Consider the following 17,857-nt stretch of genomic DNA (forward strand, 5'->3'; position numbering starts at 1 on the left):
TCCTTGCGGGGTTGCTGCGGGTCAGGTGCGCAAGTCGCGCACGCCGTCATTCGAACAGTTCCACCAGATGATCGAGCGCGCTCGACCAGCCTTCGCGATGCGCGTCGCGAGCTTCTTCGTCGAACAGGCGCTCGTGACGCAACGTCAGTTCCGTGGTGTTGCCGTCGGCGCGCAGCGCCACCGTCACGCGCGATTCGCGCTCCGGCGTACTGCGCCACGCCCAGGTGAAAACAAGCTTCGACTCGGGCACGACCTCCAGATACGTGCCGCTCACGTCGTGCTCCTCGCCGTCGGGCGAGCGCATGAGGACGCGAAAGCGCCCGCCCACGCGTACATCCGCCTCGGCATGCAGGCAGAGTGTGTCGAGCGGATGCATCCAGCGCATCAGTTGCGCGGCTTGCGTCCATGCCGCGTAGACCTTGGCGGCGCTCGCATTGATGCGACGCCTGAGGATGAGACTGGGGCCGTTGGCATGAGCGGCTGCGGCGCCGGTTGCAGCGTCGAGGCCTGCGGCGACGGTTCCGGTGATGGGTTGGACTGACATGCGTCTTCCTCCACGAATGCGGCCAGACGATCGAGCGCCGCGCTCCAGAAGCGTTCGTAGTGCGCGAGCCACTGCATCGCGTTCTCCATCGGCCCCGCCGCGAGACGGCACGCCACCGTGCGCCCGGTCTTTTCGCGCGTGACGAGACCGGCCTCGGCTAGCACGTCCAGATGCTTCATCACCGCGGGCAGCGACATCGCGAAAGGCTGCGCGAGCGTGCTCACCGAGAGCCGCTCGTGCTGCGCGAGGTGGGCGAGCAAGGCCCGCCGCGTGGGGTCCGCCAGCGCCGCGAAGGTGCGGTTCAGCGCGTCGTCTTCATACTTAACCATACGGTTAAGCATAGGTCGCACGACGGCGATGTCAAGCTCGCACGCCGTCCCTCTAGAATGAGGGTTTCGCCCTGCCCCTCCAGATTCCGGAACGCGCCCGCCATGCCGTCCAAAATCCGCAACTCGCTGCTCTGGATCTTCGACGCCTTCGAGCGCGAACCCACCTACGTGCGCAAGCCGATGTTCGGCTGCGACGCCGCCTATGTGGACGGCCTGCTGTACCTGATCGCCGCCGACCGAGCCAAGCCATTCGACGGCCTGCTGGTGGCCACCTCGCGGGAGCACCACGCGGCCCTCATCGACGAATTCCCCGCGTTGCGAGCGCACCCGGTGCTCGGCAAATGGCTCTACGTGCCGCAGGACGACCCGGCCTTCGAGGAACTCGCCGAACAGCTCGTCGCGCTCGTGCTCGCACGCGACGAGCGCGTGGGCGTCGAGCCCAGCCCACGCAAGCGCAGCATCCTGCCGAAATAAGAGCTCGCGCGTGCTTAAGTCACATCGCCAGAAATGCCGCACGGCCCGCGCCGCCGTGAAGCGAACGCGAGCCGTGAAGCCGGCAGGACGGGCCGCCAGGCTCCGTCTTGCCGATGACCGGGCCATGCCGATGTCAGTGCATCAGATGGCCCAGCCGCCCAGGTAGAACGCCGCGAGCACCACGGCGATGATGACGGTGCCCACGTTGAGCTTCTTGATTTCGCCGCTCACCACACGGCCGATCACGAGCGTCGAGAAGCCCAGCATGATGCCGGTGACGATGTTCGCGGTCAGCACGATGAACACGGCGCACACGAGACCCGACATCGCATCGACCATATCGGCCATGTCGAGGCGCGCGACGCTCGAGAGCATCATCAGGCCCACGTACATCAGCGCAGGCGCCGTGGCGTAGGACGGCACGAGCCCCGCGAGCGGCGCGAAGAACATCACCGCGAGGAACAGCACGCCGACCACGGCGGCGGCCATGCCCGTCTTCGCACCCGCCGAGACGCCCACCGCCGACTCGATATAGGCCGCCGCCGGCGCGCCGCCGAAGAAGCCCGAGAAGATCGAGCTCAACGAGTCGGCCGTCAGTGCGCGGCCGCCGTTGACGATGCGGCCGTTGGCGTCGAGCTGGCCCGCCTGTCCCGCGACCGCGCGGATCGTGCCGGTAGCGTCGAACACGGCGGTCATCACGAGGGCGAGCACGCTCGGCAGCACGCTAAGCGAGAGCGCGCCCTTGATGTCCATCGCGCCGATCAGCGAGCTATGGCCCGGCGCCGAGAGCGACGGCCAGGCGAACACGCCGTGGAAGCTCACCGACGGATCGAGCGCGAGCCCGAGCGCCGAAATCGCCACGATCACGATCAGGATCGAACCCGGCACGCGACGGCGCACGAGGCCGAAGATCGCGGCGAGCCCCACCACCGAGAGGATCACCGGCAGCGAGGTGATATGGCCGAGCGACACCGGCAGACCCGCACCGGGATTCTTGACGACGAGGCCCACGTCATTGGCCGCGATCAGCAGCAGGAACAACCCGATGCCGATGCCCGTGCCGTGCGCGATGCCGTGCGGCAGATTGCGCAGGATCCACGAGCGCACGCCGGTCACGGAGATCGCCGTGAACACGAGGCCCATCAGGAACACGGCGCCGAGCGCGACTTCGGGCTTGAGGCCCTTGCCGAGCACGAGGCCGAAGGCCGTGAAGGCGGTCAGCGAAATCGCGCAGCCGATGGCGATCGGCAGACGCGCCCACAGGCCCATGAGCAGCGAGCCGAAGGCCGTGGTCAGACACACGGCCACGAACACGGCGCTGGTGTCGAAGCCCGCTTTGCCGAGCATGCCCGGCACGACGAACACGGAATACACCATCGCGAGGAAGGTGGTGGTGCCGGCAATCAACTCCTGGCGCACCGAACTGCCGCGCTGGAGGATGCCGAAATAACGGTCGAGAAAACCGCTCGCTTCCGCGAGGGTTTCATCGACTTCGCTGTCACGAAGCGCCGCGTCGGTGATGTCGGACATCGGCTGTGCGTGGGGTTCCATCATGGTGAGTGCCTCCTTTATCAGCATGCTGAAACGGTCCCGCCTCTCCTTGGGGATCCGTCATCAGGTTCGTCTCGCAGGTTGACTTGTGGGTGTCGACGCACAGCCAGATGCGCTCTTGGGGCGCGTGTCTATTTTTTGACAACTTTTTACTGGGTCGAAGGTTAGGCCAAGGCGTCATGCGCTCCCATCGCAGGAATCGCATTGAGGTCATGCCGCGACGCTTATATCGCCGTATGCAAGGCGCGGCGGCCCGCCGGGCTTGGCGTATACCCCGGTGCCCCGCGATGCCCTTTCGGCGGGCAGAGGGCAGGCTCGCGCCTTGCGACGACGCGCCTGATCGGACAAATGGCGAGTGTGAAAAACAGGCTGGGTGCGGCACACGCTACGAACGATTAAACCCACTGAATCGATTAATGGCGTTGGCAGCCGTTTTTTGCCGGCGCATTAACGTAAGTTAATCGACGTCTGGCGGCCGTTTAAGGCGAATGAGCCCCCCATGCGGGTTAAACTCTCACGACCCGGTTTTTACCCGCCGCGCGCCATGCGCCGGCCGCTCCTGGAGTTTCTGTAGATGAGAGGCGGTTTCGCACGTCCTGCTGTATCCCTTACGCCCGTTGTGACCTTGCTTGCTGTGCTCGCACTGTCGGGCTGCTCGCTGTTCCGCTCGCCCCCGCCGCCCGAGCCGGAGCCGCCCATCGCCGCGAGCGAACCCGATATGTCCGCCAGCGAGCCGGAAGCCGCCTCGGCGCCCGAAGCCGCCAGCGAGACCGAATCGGTCGGCGGCAAACCGGTCCCCCGCAAGCCGCGCCCCGCCCCGCGCAAGCCGCATCGCGTCGCGCCCCCGCCGCCCACGCCCGCCAGCACGCCCGTCGCGCCGCCGCCCGCTCCGCTCGTGCAGACCCGCACCATCGAGCGCGGCAGCTTCCGCACGCTGCTCGACAGCGAAGTGCAAAAGCCCGACGGCAAGGTCGTGGGCCGCGCCGTCGACATGGTGGCCGGTCCCGGCGGCAAGCCGCAGGAAGTCGTCGTGAACCTGCAGGGCTTCATGGGCATTGGTGATCGCAAGGCGAATTTCCCGTGGAGCGCCGTGCGCATCAACACGCAGGCCAAGACGCCCGCCATCACGCTCGCGCTCACGCCCCAGCAATTGCAGATCCCCGACCGGCCCAAGGCCGGCGGCGCGCAGGCCGGCTCGCCCGAAGCGAGCCCCACGCGTCTGCCGATGCTCGACACGACCGTCGAGCGCCCGAACGGCGCAAAGGTCGGCCGCGTGGTGGACGTGTTGATCGACGGCAGCGCCGCGCCGCTCGCCGTAGTGCTCGACGTGAGCGATCTGCTGGAAAAGCGCCGCACCATCGCCGCCGACTGGTCGGCGCTGCACTTCGTCACGAAGAACAATGCGCTCGAAGCCCAGCTAGAGATGAGCGACCAGCAGGTGGACGCCTCACCGGCCTATACCAATGACCAGCCGGTGCGCGCCGTCAGCCCGAGTCCCGCAGCCGCTGCGGCCACGCCGGCCGCGCCCGCAGCTTCCGCGCGCGGTGCCCAATGACAGGCACGACAACGCGACTCACTCCCAGCCTGCGCAGCGTGCGCGCGCTCGACTGGCTGAACTTCTTCGTGGCGAACGTGCAGACCGGCTTCGGTCCGTTCATCGCCTCGTATCTGGCTTCGCACAAATGGACCCAGGGCGAGATCGGCCTCGCGCTCTCGGTGGGCACGATCAGCGCGATGGTCAGCCAGGTGCCGGGCGGCGCGGCCGTGGATGCGCTGAAGAACAAGAAGGCCGCCGCCGCGTGGGCGATCATCGCGATCATCATTTCGGCGATGCTGCTTGCCGTCAGCCCGACCGTCGTGCCGGTAATGGCCGCCGAGGTCTTCCACGGCTTCGCGAGTTGCATGCTGGTGCCCGCGATGGCGGCGCTCGCGCTCGCCCTGGTGGGCCGCCAGAACCTGGGCGACCGGCTCGGGCGCAATGCGCGCTGGGCGTCGATCGGCAGCGCGGTCGCGGCGGGCCTGATGGGCCTGTGCGGCGAGTACGTCTCGCCGCGCGCCGTGTTCTGGCTCACGGCGGCGCTCGCGCTGCCCGCGCTGGTGGCGCTCGCCATGATCGAATACGACAAACACGCCAACGCGCCCAAGCCGCTAAAGGCCGCGAAGGCCCCGTCAGAAGCCGCCGACGGCGAGCGCGAGACGATCTTCGATCTGCTGCGCGACCGCCGCATGCTCACGTTCGCCGCTTGCGTAGTGCTGTTCCACCTCTCGAACGCGGCCATGCTGAACCTTGCCGCTGGCGAAGTGACGGCGGGCATGGGCGACAACGTCCAGCTCGTGATTGCGGCCTGCATCATCGTGCCGCAGGCGATCGTCGCGATGATGTCGCCGTGGGTGGGCCGCACCGCCCAGGCATGGGGCCGCCGCCCCGTGCTGATCCTCGGCTTCAGCGCCCTGCCCGTGCGCGCGCTGCTGTTCGCGGCGGTCGGCAACCCCTACTTCCTCGTGCCGGTGCAGATGCTCGACGGCCTCTCGGCCGCGGTGTTCGGCGTGATGCTGCCGCTGATCGCCGCCGACGTGGCGGGCGGCAAGGGGCGCTACAACCTCTGTATCGGGCTGTTCGGGCTGTCGGCGGGCATTGGGGCGACCTTGTCGACGGCGCTTGCGGGCTTCATCGCCGATCACTTCGGCAATACCGTGAGCTTCCTGGGACTGGCCTCGGCGGGCGCCGCGGCCGTGGTGATGGTGTGGCTCGTGATGCCCGAGACGCGCGACGCGCTCGAAGAGGAAGCCACCAGCGACAAGACCGCCTGAGCGCAGGCAGCGCGCCTCGCAAGCGTCCCGCCGGGGCGCCACCGCCGCAACCCGACCGGGCGCGGCAGTGGCGCCCCGGTTTTTTATTGGCGCGGGTGATTTTGAATGGCTGCTTGATTGGCAATATCGATGCAATAACATCGATGCGCGAAATCGCGCAATCAATCCGCAGACAAAAGCCTTGCGATGGATGCGCCAATGCCTGACCTCGCACGCGCGGCCATCGGTTTGGCACAGGGCGTGCCACGGGAACAAAACAAGGGCAAAACAAAAGAGCGGCCGCCCGCAGCGAAACCTGCGCCCGCCAGGTGGACAACCCACCCTGACGAACCGCTGATTTCACTACAGGAGATGCCGGAAGCTACGGCTGTGCGTCTACTGATCCGCTTCGCGCGGACCGTGCCGGGGCCCATGCCGCCCCGCTGCCGTCCCCGGCTCAGGCTGCAAGCGCCTCATCGAGGCGTGCGGCCACCACGCCGCTAGGGAAGGTGTCGAGCTTGCTTGCCAGTATCATCGCGTCGGCATTGGCCGGACGATGACGGCGATTCGGGCTCGGGCGGAATACCGCATCGCCACGGCGGATCTTCTCGCCGGTCAATGCGCACACCGCGCTGCGACGCGCGGTGCAAACCCGCCACAACTGATCGGAGTAGCGGCCATAGGTCGCATCGCTCCAACAAACGGTGATGCTGTCCGGATCATGACGCCGGATCAAGGTAATGCCTTGCGCATCCCACGACCGCACGGTGGCGCGACGCCGGTTGGCCGCCTCCGATGCGCTGCGTGTGATGGGTACCGGTTTGCAGCTCCTGATGACTTCGGGCTCGCCGTCAAAGCCAAGCGGCTCCGAGGCGGCGGTCAGAAGATCAATGGTTTGTTGCCATGCGCTGCCGGTATCTAATTTCGTCATAATGCACCTCGTGCACGTGGAAACGATTCAAATATGCCGGTCGAATAAGCACTCTGCCACGTCCGGATTATAGCGTGCGATTCTCGCCCTCTACAGAAAAAACTGAATTTTCACACCATATATCCCAAACAGCGGGAGAAAGCCAGAGATCGGCTTTCAAGACTGATTGCAGGATAGCAATGCTAGTTTCTTTACATTCGCACTTTTTTGCCGATTTGTTGATGTTTAACATTGCACCCAGGAAAAATTAACCGGATAGAACGCCCTTATGCAAGCGTTGCGAATGCATTAGCTAGACTATTGGGTACCTTGGCCTTGCCCGGTGCGCTGGGGCGTATCCCACCGCAACGCCTGTCCTGGTGGGCCTTTGCGGGCAAACACCGCGCTACGCGGGGAATGCCGGGTTGCACCCACACAGTGCCCGGCCTGTTGTCCGATCAATGAAACGCATTACAGCCTTATGTCACAAGCGGCCGAAAAGTCCGCATCGTTACGCTATGCGGCAGGGCGCGGGCAATTGTCGCATGAAGCGCGTCCGGTCTGATCAATTTCAATTGCGAGACACGCTTCTATTTCACAATACATTAATCAAAAATGAATTGCGCTTTAGCCGTTTTGTCATGCACCAATGCGTCGAATCGCCCCGTTGGGCGTCATGTCAATAGCCCGCAATTCGCGGCAATAGTCCTGTGGATTCCCTGCATGGATAACAACAATTCAAATGGCCGCTAATGGGCGCATGAATGGCGGCGAAAGGAAGCCGGCCTGGAAGCCGGCATGCGAGGCGATAGCCGCCATTCGCGTCACGCGCCGCGCGCCTGGTCGAGATAGTCGGCGGCGCGGTGCCGCAGCATGGCGCCGAAGTCGTCGAGCCAGCCAATCGACAGCCGCCAGCTCTGCCAGTACAGCTCGACGTCCAGCGCACGTCCCGGTGTCAGCTCGACCAGCTCGCCACGCGCGAGGTGCGGCGCGATCATGCGCTCTGGACACATGCCCCAGCCCAGACCACTCACACAGCAGCGCAAAAAGCCCGCGACGTGCGGAATCCAGTGCAGCGGCGCATCCACCTGAGCGCGGGTGATCCGGCGCACGAAGCGCTTTTGCAGCTGATCCTTTGGATTGAACTCCACGCAGGGCGCGAGGCGCAGCGACTCGCGCCCCACGCCAGCGGCGAAATAGCGCTCGAAGAATGCCGGCGAGCAGACCGCGAGATAGCGCATGCGCCCAAGGCGCGTCGAACGGCAACCCTGCACGGGCTCCGCCTGGGTCGTGACCGCGCCCTGCACGCTGCCGTCGCGCATGCGCTGCGCAGTGTGGTCCTGATCGTCGATCACGAGATCGAGCAGAATGCCGCGCTCGACGCAGAACGGCGCCACGGCGTCGATGAACCAGGTGCCCACGCTGTCGTCGTTGACGGCCACGCGCAAGGTGGGCCGCGACGCCGCCAGCCCGCCCGTCACCGTCGGCATGCCGCCGCCCAGCTCCGCTTCGAGCAATTGCACGCGCTCGGTATGGCGGCAAAGCAGCGCGCCGGCCGCCGTCGCCACGCAGGGCTGGCCGCGCTTGACGAGCACGGTGCCCACGCGCTCCTCCAGCAGCTTCACGCGCTGCGAAACCGCCGAGGGCGTGATGTTGAGCGCACCTGCGGCGCGGTCGAACGAGCCGTGACGCACCACGGCGGCCAGCGCATCGAGCAGCGCATAGTCGAGCATTAGCGTTCCTTAATCGGGGTTAAGAAAATCAGCTTTGCTTAAGCTGCTTCTGGCGGCAGACTAGCGCCGTTCCCCCGCTCTGTCCAATCATGAACTGGCTCGCTTTTTCTCACGGCGCCGCGTTGTGCGCCTCGCTCATCGTCACCATCGGCGCGCAAAACGCTTTCGTGCTGCGGCAGGGCATCCTGCGCGCGCATATCGGCAAGATCGTGCTCCTGTGCGCGCTGTCCGACTTCATCCTGATCGGCGCGGGCGTGGGCGGCGCGTCCGCGCTCGTCGAGCGCTATCCGACCTTCGTGCATCTCGTGCTCTATGCGGGCCTTGCGTGGCTCGTGTGGTTCGGCATCGGCGCGCTGCGGCGCGCGGTCAAGCCCGCGCACGCCGTGATGGAGACGGCCCCCGTGGAGACGGCCGCCGTGGAGACGGCCGCGGGTTCCGTTCCGCGCAATGCCGCCGTGCAAAAAGCCTGGCCGATCATGATGATGACGCTCGCCTTCACGTGGCTCAATCCGCACGTCTATCTCGACACCTTCCTGCTGATCGGCACAGCGGGTGCGCGCGAGCCGGAAGGCGCGCGCCTGGCCTTCGCGATCGGCGCGATGGCTGTGAGCGCGGTATGGTTCATCGGCCTCGGCTATGGCGCACGGGTACTCGCGCCGCTCTTCAAGCGCGCCGGCGCATGGCGCGTGCTCGATGGCGCGATTGGCTCGATGGTGCTGTTGATCGCCTTCACGCAGCTACGCTGATTTGCCGCGCAGCGTCACCATGCGCACGCATGTCAAGGCGGCCGCGCACGGCCGCCTGACCACCTTCCGCCGATCCGTGCACCACGCCTCAACGCCAACGCTCCCACGCCGCGCCCACCACTGAGCAGCACTACGCTGGCCGCGCGCCCGATCGCGACAGCCTGCGCCATGCGTGCGCCTGCCCAATTGCCATACCTCGTTTATCCAGCCTCGTACAATGGGCTGCGCTTGCGCATGCGCGGCTCATTCGCCATGCCGCGTGCCCATGCCCACTGCATGGGCAACACCTGTCATCGCATTCACCCCGATCGTTCAGCCATTTCGCCAACCCAGGCTTTTGCCCATGAATACCAGTCAGGCTTACTCGCGGCCCGCCCGCCTGTTGCAGATCGCGTCGTGGATCATCGCCATCGTGTTCGCCGGGTTTCTCGACATGCTCGGCAGCCTCGTGATCCGCGACCTCATGTTCGTGCCGCACGGGGGGCCGCCCCGCGCGGAGCAGTTCGTCGATACCGCCGCCACGACGCCGCTCGATGCGCAGTTGCGCGAGATCGAGCGTGAGCGCAGCACGCTCGGCGACAAGGCGCAAACGCTCTCGGTAGCCTACGAGCGCGCCAACACCGATTACCGCGACGCACAGGAAAGCCTGCGCAACTGGCTCGCGACACGCAGCGCAACAGGCGACAACCGCAACGACGTGGAACTGCTCTCGCGCACGCGCAAGCTCGATGTCCTGCAGGCCAACGCGCTGCAATGGCAGCACCAGCGCGATACGCTTGCCGACCAGCAGCGTGCGCTCGACTCGCGCAGCGAGCAGATCAACGCGCAACTCGCACATCTCCAGACCGACGCCGATGCGCGCTACGCCGCGGCGGACAAACGCTACACGCTCGCGGTATTCGGCTGGCGTCTCGCGCTCACGCTGCCCGTTCTCGTGGTCGCCGTGTGGCTCTTCGTGCGCCATCGCAAGAGCCGTTATTGGCCCTTCATTTACGGCTTCGGCCTCTTCGCTTTGAGCGCGTTCTTCGTGGAGCTGGTGCCGTATCTGCCCGACTTCGGCGGCTATGTACGCGTGCTCGTGGGCATCGCGCTAACCGTGTTTGCCGGGCTTTACATGCTGCGCGCGTTCCAGCGCTATGTCGAACGCAAGCGCGCCGAAATGCAGCAAAGCCAGACCGAGCGCGCCCGCTCCGTGGTCTACGAAAAGGCCATCAGCGCCTACCAGAAGAAGCTCTGCCCTTCTTGCGACAAGCCCTGGAACCTGGGCGGCGAACAAGTCTCGTTTTGCATTCACTGCGGGCTGCGCCTGTTCGAGATCTGCACGTGCGGCGCGCGCAATTTCGCGTTCTTTCCGTTCTGCAACCAGTGCGGCACGCACGTGACACCCGCGGCCGAAGGAGGATCAAGCGCGCCGGACGCCCCCGAAGCAGCACCGCGGCAACAGTGACAAAATCGCCGTATCCATCGTTTCAGGCCTTGTCTGGAGAGCTTTCTTCATGGACGACCAGGTTCTCGACACTTTCGATACCACGCAACTGATCCCCGATTTCCACGCTCCCCGTTTGCCGCGCGAGTGTCCCGACCGTGCGACGCTCGACGTCGCCGACTACCGCACGCGTCACTGGATGAGCCGCGAAAGCGGCCCGCTCACGCCGGGCTCGGATGTCCACCGGCGCGAAATGTGCCGGATGTTTCGAGACACCTTCAATCCCTATCGCCCTTCCGTGCTCGAATGGCCCACGCTCAAACCGCACACGCTCAAGCGCATCGTCGAATTGCCGATCTGGGACATCGCCGTGCAAACCGAAGGCAAAGCGCGTTTGCGCATGGCCGCCTATGCCGCGACGCTCGACGACGCCGACATGCGCGCCGCGATCGCGCTCAATGCCTGGGAGGAAAACCGCCACAAGGATGTGCTCTCGCGCCTCGTACAGGCGTATGGGATCACGCTCGCGAGCGAGCCGCCCTACGTCTACCCTAAGGACACCGAATGGGCTTATCTCGTGACGGGCTACAGCGAATGCGTGGATAGTTTCTTCGCGTTCGGCCTGTTCGAAGTCGCGAAGCGCTCCGGCCTCTTTCCGCCCGAGCTGATCGACACGTTCGAACCCGTGATGCAGGAGGAGTGCCGCCATATCCTGCTGTTCGCCAACTGGGTTGCGTGGCATCGCGCACGGCTGTCGTGGTGGCAGCGCGTGCGCTTCGAACTGAAGGTAGCGGCCGTGTGGGTGTTTCTCGGCTGGGAGCGCGTGGGCCTCGCACGCACGATGGACGCCGAAGGCAACGAACAGCGTCAGGACCATAACTTCACGGTGAACGGCGCGCAGTCGGTCACCAACGTCGACCTCAACGTGACCGACCTCATGCGCTTGTGCCTCGCCGAAAACGACCGCCGCTTCGCGGGCTACGACACGCGTTTGCAGCGGCCGGAAACCATGCCCCGACTCGTGCGCTTCGGACTGCGTTTCATGGATCGCAAGAAGCGCAACCCGTGAAACAAGTGCGAAGACGCACGATCAGCCGAATAGCGCGCCCACGCGCGATGCATCGGCGATACGCCAGGCCTCGTCGAGCAGCGCCAGCGCTTCCTGCTCGTTCGCCGCGTTCGAAAACGCGGCGAGGCGCACGAACTTCGTCGCAAGTTCGTCGCGCGATAGCGTGTTGCCGGGGTCGCCCTTCGGCTCGTCCACGCGCGCGGACAAGGTGCGCCCATCGTGCGTCGTCACGGTGACCTTGCCGATCCAGCGTGCCGGATAGGCGCTATCCACCTCCTGATCGAAGGCCATCGTCACGCGTTCGCGGAACGCCGCGATCGGCGCCTCGGCGTAGCCCTGCTCGAATTCGTTCACGCCCGCATAGCCGTGATGCGCGCACAGCCCCAGCACCGTGCCCATGTTGAACTTGGCCTGATGCACGCTCGCCGGCACCACGACGCTGCCGAGCACGTCGATAGCGCCCTGATGCACATGCGCCGTCACGGCGGCGATATCGCCTGGTTGCAGGCGATGTTCGGCCATCGCGGCCAGCAAGGCATCGGCTGCCGGATGCGTGTGGCGGCACGCGGCGTGGTACTTGAAAGACGTCTCCACGGTCGCCCAGCGCTCGCCGAGCCGGTCGACGAGCTTCGCCGCATCGGCATCGCTCGACATGCCCGCTGCCATGCCCTGCGCGCCCTCCAGAATGCGTTGCGCGCCGCGAAAGCCATCGGCGGCCAGTTGCGCGGCCATCAGGCCATTGGCGGCCGCCATCGCCGTATGCAGCTGCTTCGAATCGGCGGCATCGCGCAGGAACTCCCACAGGCCGCTGGCCTGGGTGCCCGCGGAGCCGAACGCATCGAGCATCTGAGCCGCCGTGAGCTTCAACAGCCGCCCCGCTGCTGCGGCAGCCGCGATCGTGCCGACTGTGCCCGTGGTGTGAAATATTCTGTAGTGCGAACGTCCCATGAACTCGCCGACGCGAATGCCGACTTCATAACCAGCGACCGACGCCGCGATGAACTCCCGCCCCGACGCCCCCAGCGCCTGGGCAAGCGCGAGCGTGACCGGAAACACCACGGTCGCCGGATGCAGCACGGAGCCGTTGTGCACATCGTCCTGCTCAACGAAATGCGAGGCGGCGGCATTCGTCATCGCCGCGAAATAGGGCGTGCTGCGCGTGCGGTCGACGATGACGTCGCAGGCGTCGCTGCTGCTCTGTGCGCCGCGGGCGGCAAGCGCGAAACGCGCGATCGTCTCGACCGGGCGCGCCCCCTTGCCGCCCAGCGCGGAGCCGAGCCAGTCGACATAGAGATTGACCGCGCGCTCGACTACGTGCGCAGGAATCGCATCGAATTCAAGCGAGGCGGCGAAGGCCGCGAGCGTGCGGCTGGGGTGATCCGGGTTTGGCTGAGTCATGGCGTGGGTGATCGTTTGCAGGTTCATGTCGGACAGGTTCAAGCCTCGCCGCGCAGATGCGCGGACGCTTCGTCTTCCACGCGCTGCCACAGTTCATACGACATCGGCCGCTCGCCTTCTTCGAGCAAATGGCCGACGAGCCCGATGGCGCGCGCCATCACGCCGAAGCCCCGCACGATGCGCCACGGAAAGCCGAACTCGCAACAGATCGCGCCGATGGCACCCGTCGCGTTGATCGGCAACGCCTTGCCCGAGACGCGCTGCGCCTCGGCGCCGATCAGTCGCATCAGTTTGACGTAATCGCCCGAGAGTCCATTTTGCGCGGCCAGTTCGAACAGACGCGGCGTACGCGGATCAATGGGTTTGTGCAACGGATGGCCGAGGCCTGGAATGGGCGTGCCACGCGCGCGCCACGCGGCCACGGTATCCACAGCGAGCTTCTCCAGATCGTCACAATGCGTGCCATACGGCAGCGCCTCGGAGAGCATGCGGCAGGCGCCCTCCATACTGCCGACGAACACGGAGCCCAGCCCGCACAGGCCCGCCGCCACGGCGGCCTGCAAGGACTCGGGCGCCCCCGCATAGGTCATGCGCGCGGCAATCGCACTGGGCGTCATGCCGTGCTCGACGAGCGTGATGACGATGGCGTTGAACATCGCGGACTGCTGCGGCGTGGCCGCCTTGCCGGTGAGTTGCAGAAAGGCGAAATCGCCCAGATTCATATGACCGAGAATCTCGTCGGGCAGGCTCTTGCCGCGCACGACGATGCGATCGGGCGTACTGTAGGCGATATCGGAGCGCACCAGCGGTTTCGGTTGACGTGACATGATTGGGATTCCTGATATGTTGAACTGATTCTGGGCGGATCAGCGCAGTGTCGCGCTGCCGTTGTTGAGGACGATAACGTCGCGCTCCACCACGCGAGCACGGAAATTCACCGCGTGGCCATCGCGCCAGATTTCAGTGCGTAGCGTCTCGCCCGGATAGACCGGCGCCGTGAAGCGCGCGTGAAATCGCGCGAGCCGTCCCGGATCGCTTGCGCACACGGTCCTGAGCACCGCATGGGCGGCCACCGCCCAGGTGGCGAGACCATGCAGGATCGGCCGCTCGAAACCGGCCGCGCGCGCGACCTGCGGATCGGCATGCAGCGGGTTATCGTCACCGCACAGGCGGTAGAGCAAGGCCGTTTCCGGCCGTGTGGGCGATTCGCAGATGTGATCGGGCGCACGTTCCGGCACGGCAGGCGGCGCGGGCGGCGCGGGGTCGCTCATCCCGCCACGCGCGCTAAAGCCGCCATCGCCACGGCAGAACGTGATTTGCCTGAGCGTCGCGTACAGGTCACCCGTGGCCTTGTCGCGAATCGTGCGCTCGATTTCAAGCAATGCACCCTTGCCCTCGCCTTTGTCCACTACCCGCGTGATACGCGAGCGGCCGATGACGGTCGCCTCGCGCGGCAAGGGTTGGTGGATTTCTATGCCCTGTTCGCCATGCAGCAGGCGCACCCAGTCGATACCGCTTGCTGGATCGCGCGCCCAGAAGCCCGGAAAGCCAAGCACGACCGCAAAGGTCGGCGGCACGCGTAGCGTCTTTTCGTAGACGAAGGCGAGATCGTCCGTGTCTACGGGATCAGCGCCATAGCCTACCGCCAGGCTGTAGAACATCGCATCGCGCGCGGTGTAGGTTTGCTCGACGTCCCCGAAAGGCCAATTACGCAGTGTCTCGTAGTCGATCGTCATGGCAATATTCAATTCGCAATACGTATTAATTGAGAATCACGCTTCGAGCACGGGCCAGCGAAACAGCGGCGCCGCTTTTTCTCGAAAGCGCTTGACGGCCTCGCGGTGATAGTCGGTCGTGAATGCGATGCCTTGCGCAGCAGCCTCGATTTCCAGCATCGTGCGCAAATCACTGCCCAGCGACTGATTGAGCGCGCGCTTCGCGAGCCCAAAGGCCACCGGCGACGCACCGGCCAGGCTCATGGCTAGCTGCGCCGCGCGCGCATGCAGTTGCGAAGGCTCCACGACTTCGAGCACCGCGCCGATCGTCTGCGCTTCCCGCGCGTCGATTTCGCGCGCCGTGAACACCAGATCTCTCGCACGCGCGAGACCTACCACGCGTGGCAGTGTGTAGAACGCGCCACAGTCGGGCACGAGACCCACCTTCATGAACGGCATGCAAAAGCGTGCGCGTGTACTGGCAATCACAAAGTCGGCGGCCAGCGCGAAGCTGAAACCCGCGCCGTAGCACACACCATCGACGGCCGCGATCACGGGGCGATCGAGATCGAGCAGCAGGCTCACCCAGCCATGCAGGTCGTCGATGCGCTCGCGGCCCGCCTGGGCGCTCGCCACCTCCATGCCGCGCAAGTCGCCGCCCGAACAGAAGTCGCTGCCCGCTCCGCGCAGCACCACGGCACGCACGCTGCGATCCGCACGGATGCGCACCACCGCGTCGTGCAGCGCATTGCGCATCGGTGTATTCATGGCGTTCTTCGCGTCGGGACGGTTGAAGCACAGCGTCGCGACGCCCTGCTCGATCTCGACCAGCAAGCTCGAATCGCTCATGCAGCGACTCCGCTCGTGGCCAGTTCCGCTAGCGCCTTGTCGAGCGCCGTCAGCAGATGCAACGGATCGACGCCGGCGAATTCCACATCTTCGCGTGCGAGAAAGGCCTCGATATGCGCACCACACGCCGCGCGCGTCGCCGCTAGTCCCGCGAAGCCATCTTCGAGCCACGCAACGGAACGCAGCGGCCGCGGGTGCCAGTCGCCGTTGACGATCGCGCGCTGCACCACGCCGTCACGCACCAGCAGGCTCAACCAGATCAGCCCGGCGGGCGCCTTCTCGCGGCCGCGCACGATGCGGTCGCCCGCCCGCTGAAGCGCGCCATAGCGAGTGGCTTCGCTCTTCTCCTGAAACCAGGCTTCGTCGATCAACTCGCTCGTGTACTGCTGTGCGTAGGCGTGTTCCGCTTCATTGAGCGCGCTGTCGTTCAATACCACCTCGCCGAAGATCCGACGCACGCAGTGCTCGACCCATGCACGCAGTTCAGCGTGATTCACGGCGCGCCCGAGCTCCTGCTCCAGATACGTGTAGCGCGAGCCCAGATCCTTGTGCTTCTTGTCCTTGACCTTCTCCGGCGCCATCGGCATGGCGCGTGCGGCGATGGCCGTGTCGATGGCCTTCACGTTCAGCAGGATGCGAAACGTCAGCACACCGCTCTCGATCTTCATCGACGTGGCGACGAGCTTGCGGCCATCGACCTCCACGTCGTTGAGCGGACGGTACGATGCAGCCACGCCGAACACCTCGCGCAGGGCCTGCGCCACGTGGCCGAGAATCGTCGGGAAGGCCTGCGTGGCCGTATCGGGCACACCGGGCAAACCGACCGGCAGATAGAGCGCGAGAAACGCCGATCCATTGCCCGCATAGATCGCCCCGCCGCTACTCACGCGTCGGCGCGCAAGCACGTTGTTGCTGCGGCAAAACGCGAGGTCGAGCACCTGGTTCGGATCTTCGTTGACGCCCACGGTGATGCTGTCGCCGTTGAACACGTTAAGCAGCACCGTGGGCGGCGCGATGCGTTCGGCCACGGCGCGCTCAACGGCTGGCGAGATCGAGGTCGAGAAGTCGGCATAGTTGTGGTTGCTGGCGACAAAGCGCCATGCGGTGTCCGCGTTTGCGCCTGCTTCTGCTGCATTCATGCTGTCTGTCTCCGGTTGTCTTCCACGAGCGGTCCTTCGCCGAGCTTGTCGAGCGCTTCGATGGCGTCCGCGTGAATCAGCGTCTGCCGCTTGAAACGCTCCGCGATGACGTCCATGTCCGTGGGCGCGCCTTCGACGCGCAGCGTCAGATGATCGCCACCACTCGCCTTCGTCCCCACCACGAGCCGATACGCGCCCGTCGCGCCTGATACGCCGAGCAACACGCTTTTCAGTTCGGACGGGTACACCTTGACGCCCTTGATCTTCACCATCGCATCCACGCGCCCGAACACCACGCGCGGCAGCGAGACGCGCCGACCGTGCACGGGCGCCGTGCGTTCGAGTACGGTCAAATCCCCGGTGCGATAGCGCACGAGCGGCTGCAACGTCTTCTGCAAATGCGTGAGTACGAGTTCACCGCGCTCGCCCTCGGGCAGCGGCGCGCCGGTATCGGGATCGATGACTTCGGCGTAAAGCAGTTCATCGAATACATGCACGCCCGATCCACCGGGAAAGGTGCGCGCCACCGGCAAACATTCGGATAACGAATAACTGTCGATCAACAATGTGCCTGGCATGGCGGCGCGCACGCGCGCATAGAGCGCCTCGTTGCCGCTGAACGGCTCGCCGCCCGCGAAGAACACACGCGGCACCGGGCAGCCCGCTTCGATCAGCTTGAGCGCGTGCGACGGGTTGCCCGCCAGCACCGTCACGCCACATTGACGCGCGACCTGAGCGGCGCGCTCTGTCTCGCCGGGCCCGTGCGGAATGCAGGCCACACCGCGCGCCTCCATCTGGGTCTGATAGAACAACCCGGCGACAAACAGGTGATACCCGAACGTGACCATGCACACGTCGCCAGGGCCGATGCCGCACGCGTCGAGGTGCTGGCCACAGGCAGTCTCAATCGCACGCAGATCAGCCGCGCTATGGAGGATGGGCACGAGCGACGCACCCATCGGCGTGAGGTGTACGCGCACGGGCGGCACCTGTGGCGCGAAAGCGCCGTAACCGGGGCGCGCCATTTCGGCGACGAACTCCGCGCGCGAGAGCAGCGGCACTCGCGCGGCGAACTCCGCCGTGCTCGCAACACTGCGCGGCAATCGGCCTGCGTAGAAAGGATGCGCATGCAACTTCTCAAGCTGCGCGTTGAGCAGATCCAGCATGTCTGTCTCCTGCTTCTT

Annotated in this window: 17 protein-coding genes; 6 read left to right on the top strand and 11 right to left on the bottom strand. The window is 65.6% G+C overall.

Annotation, left to right across the window (positions count from 1 at the left end; all coding sequences use genetic code 11):
• Positions 1 to 46 precede the first annotated feature (46 nt).
• On the bottom strand, positions 47 to 385 hold the full coding sequence (locus U5782_RS37315) for an SRPBCC domain-containing protein (RefSeq protein ID WP_322048875.1): 339 nt from the start codon (positions 383 to 385) through the stop codon (positions 47 to 49).
• Entirely contained in the window at positions 385 to 873 is a 489-nt protein-coding gene (locus U5782_RS37320; RefSeq protein ID WP_322048876.1) for a metalloregulator ArsR/SmtB family transcription factor, read from the bottom strand. Before U5782_RS37320 ends, U5782_RS37315 begins: the two co-directional genes overlap by 1 nt.
• A gap of 102 nt (positions 874 to 975) precedes the next feature.
• Between U5782_RS37320 and U5782_RS37325 the strand changes: the two genes are divergently transcribed.
• Positions 976 to 1,347, top strand: coding sequence for a hypothetical protein (locus U5782_RS37325; RefSeq protein ID WP_322048877.1), 372 nt, complete (start codon positions 976 to 978; stop codon positions 1,345 to 1,347).
• A 141-nt stretch (positions 1,348 to 1,488) separates the two neighbouring features.
• On the opposite strand, the gene U5782_RS37330 is transcribed toward U5782_RS37325, so the two are convergent.
• Entirely contained in the window at positions 1,489 to 2,901 is a 1,413-nt protein-coding gene (locus U5782_RS37330) for an NCS2 family permease (protein WP_322048878.1), read from the bottom strand.
• A gap of 571 nt (positions 2,902 to 3,472) precedes the next feature.
• Here U5782_RS37330 and U5782_RS37335 point away from each other — a divergent pair.
• Both U5782_RS37335 and U5782_RS37340 read left to right on the top strand, forming a co-directional pair.
• A complete protein-coding gene (locus U5782_RS37335; protein WP_322048879.1) occupies positions 3,473 to 4,453 on the top strand; it encodes a PRC-barrel domain-containing protein in 981 nt (326 codons plus the stop codon).
• Positions 4,450 to 5,709, top strand: coding sequence for an MFS transporter (locus tag U5782_RS37340; RefSeq protein ID WP_322048880.1), 1,260 nt, complete (start codon positions 4,450 to 4,452; stop codon positions 5,707 to 5,709). Before U5782_RS37335 ends, U5782_RS37340 begins: the two co-directional genes overlap by 4 nt.
• A 436-nt stretch (positions 5,710 to 6,145) precedes the next feature.
• On the opposite strand, the gene U5782_RS37345 is transcribed toward U5782_RS37340, so the two are convergent.
• Both U5782_RS37345 and U5782_RS37350 read right to left on the bottom strand, forming a co-directional pair.
• Positions 6,146 to 6,619 (bottom strand): DUF3331 domain-containing protein, encoded by a 474-nt coding sequence (locus tag U5782_RS37345; protein ID WP_322048881.1) that lies wholly within the window; start codon positions 6,617 to 6,619, stop codon positions 6,146 to 6,148.
• 803 nt (positions 6,620 to 7,422) lie between these two features.
• Positions 7,423 to 8,331, bottom strand: coding sequence for a LysR family transcriptional regulator ArgP (locus tag U5782_RS37350; RefSeq protein ID WP_322048882.1), 909 nt, complete (start codon positions 8,329 to 8,331; stop codon positions 7,423 to 7,425).
• A gap of 89 nt (positions 8,332 to 8,420) precedes the next feature.
• Here U5782_RS37350 and U5782_RS37355 point away from each other — a divergent pair, with 89 nt between their 5' ends.
• The 3 genes from U5782_RS37355 to U5782_RS37365 all read left to right on the top strand — a co-directional run bounded on the left by U5782_RS37355 (position 8,421) and on the right by U5782_RS37365 (position 11,572).
• Positions 8,421 to 9,077 carry a LysE/ArgO family amino acid transporter gene (locus U5782_RS37355; RefSeq protein WP_322048883.1) on the top strand — a complete coding sequence of 219 codons (657 nt, stop codon included), beginning with the start codon at positions 8,421 to 8,423 and terminating at the stop codon, positions 9,075 to 9,077.
• A 343-nt stretch (positions 9,078 to 9,420) separates the two neighbouring features.
• Positions 9,421 to 10,524: a hypothetical protein gene (locus U5782_RS37360; protein ID WP_322048884.1), complete on the top strand. Its 1,104-nt coding sequence runs from the start codon at positions 9,421 to 9,423 to the stop codon at positions 10,522 to 10,524.
• A 49-nt stretch (positions 10,525 to 10,573) separates the two neighbouring features.
• Positions 10,574 to 11,572 (top strand): ferritin-like domain-containing protein, encoded by a 999-nt coding sequence (locus tag U5782_RS37365; protein WP_322048885.1) that lies wholly within the window; start codon positions 10,574 to 10,576, stop codon positions 11,570 to 11,572.
• 21 nt (positions 11,573 to 11,593) lie between these two features.
• Here the strand turns inward: U5782_RS37365 and U5782_RS37370 are convergent, their stop codons facing one another.
• Genes U5782_RS37370 through U5782_RS37395 form a run of 6 tightly spaced genes read right to left on the bottom strand, consistent with a single transcriptional unit; the run spans position 11,594 to position 17,839 of the window.
• Complete coding sequence (locus tag U5782_RS37370) at positions 11,594 to 12,970, bottom strand: MmgE/PrpD family protein (RefSeq protein ID WP_322048886.1); 1,377 nt, start codon at positions 12,968 to 12,970, stop codon at positions 11,594 to 11,596.
• A 38-nt stretch (positions 12,971 to 13,008) separates the two neighbouring features.
• Entirely contained in the window at positions 13,009 to 13,797 is a 789-nt protein-coding gene (locus U5782_RS37375) for a citryl-CoA lyase (RefSeq protein WP_322048887.1), read from the bottom strand.
• Between the two features lie 39 nt (positions 13,798 to 13,836).
• On the bottom strand, positions 13,837 to 14,706 hold the full coding sequence (locus tag U5782_RS37380) for a MaoC/PaaZ C-terminal domain-containing protein (protein WP_322048888.1): 870 nt from the start codon (positions 14,704 to 14,706) through the stop codon (positions 13,837 to 13,839).
• 36 nt (positions 14,707 to 14,742) lie between these two features.
• On the bottom strand, positions 14,743 to 15,534 hold the full coding sequence (locus tag U5782_RS37385) for an enoyl-CoA hydratase/isomerase family protein (RefSeq protein WP_322048889.1): 792 nt from the start codon (positions 15,532 to 15,534) through the stop codon (positions 14,743 to 14,745).
• Complete coding sequence (locus tag U5782_RS37390) at positions 15,531 to 16,673, bottom strand: lipoyl protein ligase domain-containing protein (RefSeq protein ID WP_322048890.1); 1,143 nt, start codon at positions 16,671 to 16,673, stop codon at positions 15,531 to 15,533. The genes U5782_RS37385 and U5782_RS37390 overlap by 4 nt, the downstream gene beginning before the upstream one ends.
• Positions 16,670 to 17,839, bottom strand: a complete 1,170-nt coding sequence (locus U5782_RS37395; protein WP_322048891.1) for a phenylacetate--CoA ligase family protein — start codon at positions 17,837 to 17,839, stop codon at positions 16,670 to 16,672. The genes U5782_RS37390 and U5782_RS37395 overlap by 4 nt, the downstream gene beginning before the upstream one ends.
• Between the last annotated feature and the right edge of the window lie 18 nt (positions 17,840 to 17,857).

The organism is Paraburkholderia sp. J67 (genome assembly GCF_905220265.1).
GTDB lineage: Bacteria > Pseudomonadota > Gammaproteobacteria > Burkholderiales > Burkholderiaceae > Paraburkholderia.

What these genes read in the sequence shown, in the direction of transcription:
- U5782_RS37350 (WP_322048882.1), bottom strand. Translation starts at nt 8,331, where the DNA reads ATGCTCGACTATGCGCTGCTCGATGCGCTGGCCGCCGTGGTGCGTCAC.
- U5782_RS37330 (WP_322048878.1), bottom strand. Translation starts at nt 2,901, where the DNA reads ATGATGGAACCCCACGCACAGCCGATGTCCGACATCACCGACGCGGCG.
- U5782_RS37370 (WP_322048886.1), bottom strand. Translation starts at nt 12,970, where the DNA reads ATGACTCAGCCAAACCCGGATCACCCCAGCCGCACGCTCGCGGCCTTC.
- U5782_RS37315 (WP_322048875.1), bottom strand. Translation starts at nt 385, where the DNA reads ATGCGCTGGATGCATCCGCTCGACACACTCTGCCTGCATGCCGAGGCG.
- U5782_RS37345 (WP_322048881.1), bottom strand. Translation starts at nt 6,619, where the DNA reads ATGACGAAATTAGATACCGGCAGCGCATGGCAACAAACCATTGATCTT.
- U5782_RS37335 (WP_322048879.1), top strand. Translation starts at nt 3,473, where the DNA reads ATGAGAGGCGGTTTCGCACGTCCTGCTGTATCCCTTACGCCCGTTGTG.
- U5782_RS37325 (WP_322048877.1), top strand. Translation starts at nt 976, where the DNA reads ATGCCGTCCAAAATCCGCAACTCGCTGCTCTGGATCTTCGACGCCTTC.
- U5782_RS37320 (WP_322048876.1), bottom strand. Translation starts at nt 873, where the DNA reads ATGGTTAAGTATGAAGACGACGCGCTGAACCGCACCTTCGCGGCGCTG.
- U5782_RS37375 (WP_322048887.1), bottom strand. Translation starts at nt 13,797, where the DNA reads ATGTCACGTCAACCGAAACCGCTGGTGCGCTCCGATATCGCCTACAGT.
- U5782_RS37380 (WP_322048888.1), bottom strand. Translation starts at nt 14,706, where the DNA reads ATGACGATCGACTACGAGACACTGCGTAATTGGCCTTTCGGGGACGTC.
- U5782_RS37390 (WP_322048890.1), bottom strand. Translation starts at nt 16,673, where the DNA reads ATGAATGCAGCAGAAGCAGGCGCAAACGCGGACACCGCATGGCGCTTT.
- U5782_RS37340 (WP_322048880.1), top strand. Translation starts at nt 4,450, where the DNA reads ATGACAGGCACGACAACGCGACTCACTCCCAGCCTGCGCAGCGTGCGC.
- U5782_RS37395 (WP_322048891.1), bottom strand. Translation starts at nt 17,839, where the DNA reads ATGCTGGATCTGCTCAACGCGCAGCTTGAGAAGTTGCATGCGCATCCT.
- U5782_RS37355 (WP_322048883.1), top strand. Translation starts at nt 8,421, where the DNA reads ATGAACTGGCTCGCTTTTTCTCACGGCGCCGCGTTGTGCGCCTCGCTC.
- U5782_RS37360 (WP_322048884.1), top strand. Translation starts at nt 9,421, where the DNA reads ATGAATACCAGTCAGGCTTACTCGCGGCCCGCCCGCCTGTTGCAGATC.
- U5782_RS37385 (WP_322048889.1), bottom strand. Translation starts at nt 15,534, where the DNA reads ATGAGCGATTCGAGCTTGCTGGTCGAGATCGAGCAGGGCGTCGCGACG.
- U5782_RS37365 (WP_322048885.1), top strand. Translation starts at nt 10,574, where the DNA reads ATGGACGACCAGGTTCTCGACACTTTCGATACCACGCAACTGATCCCC.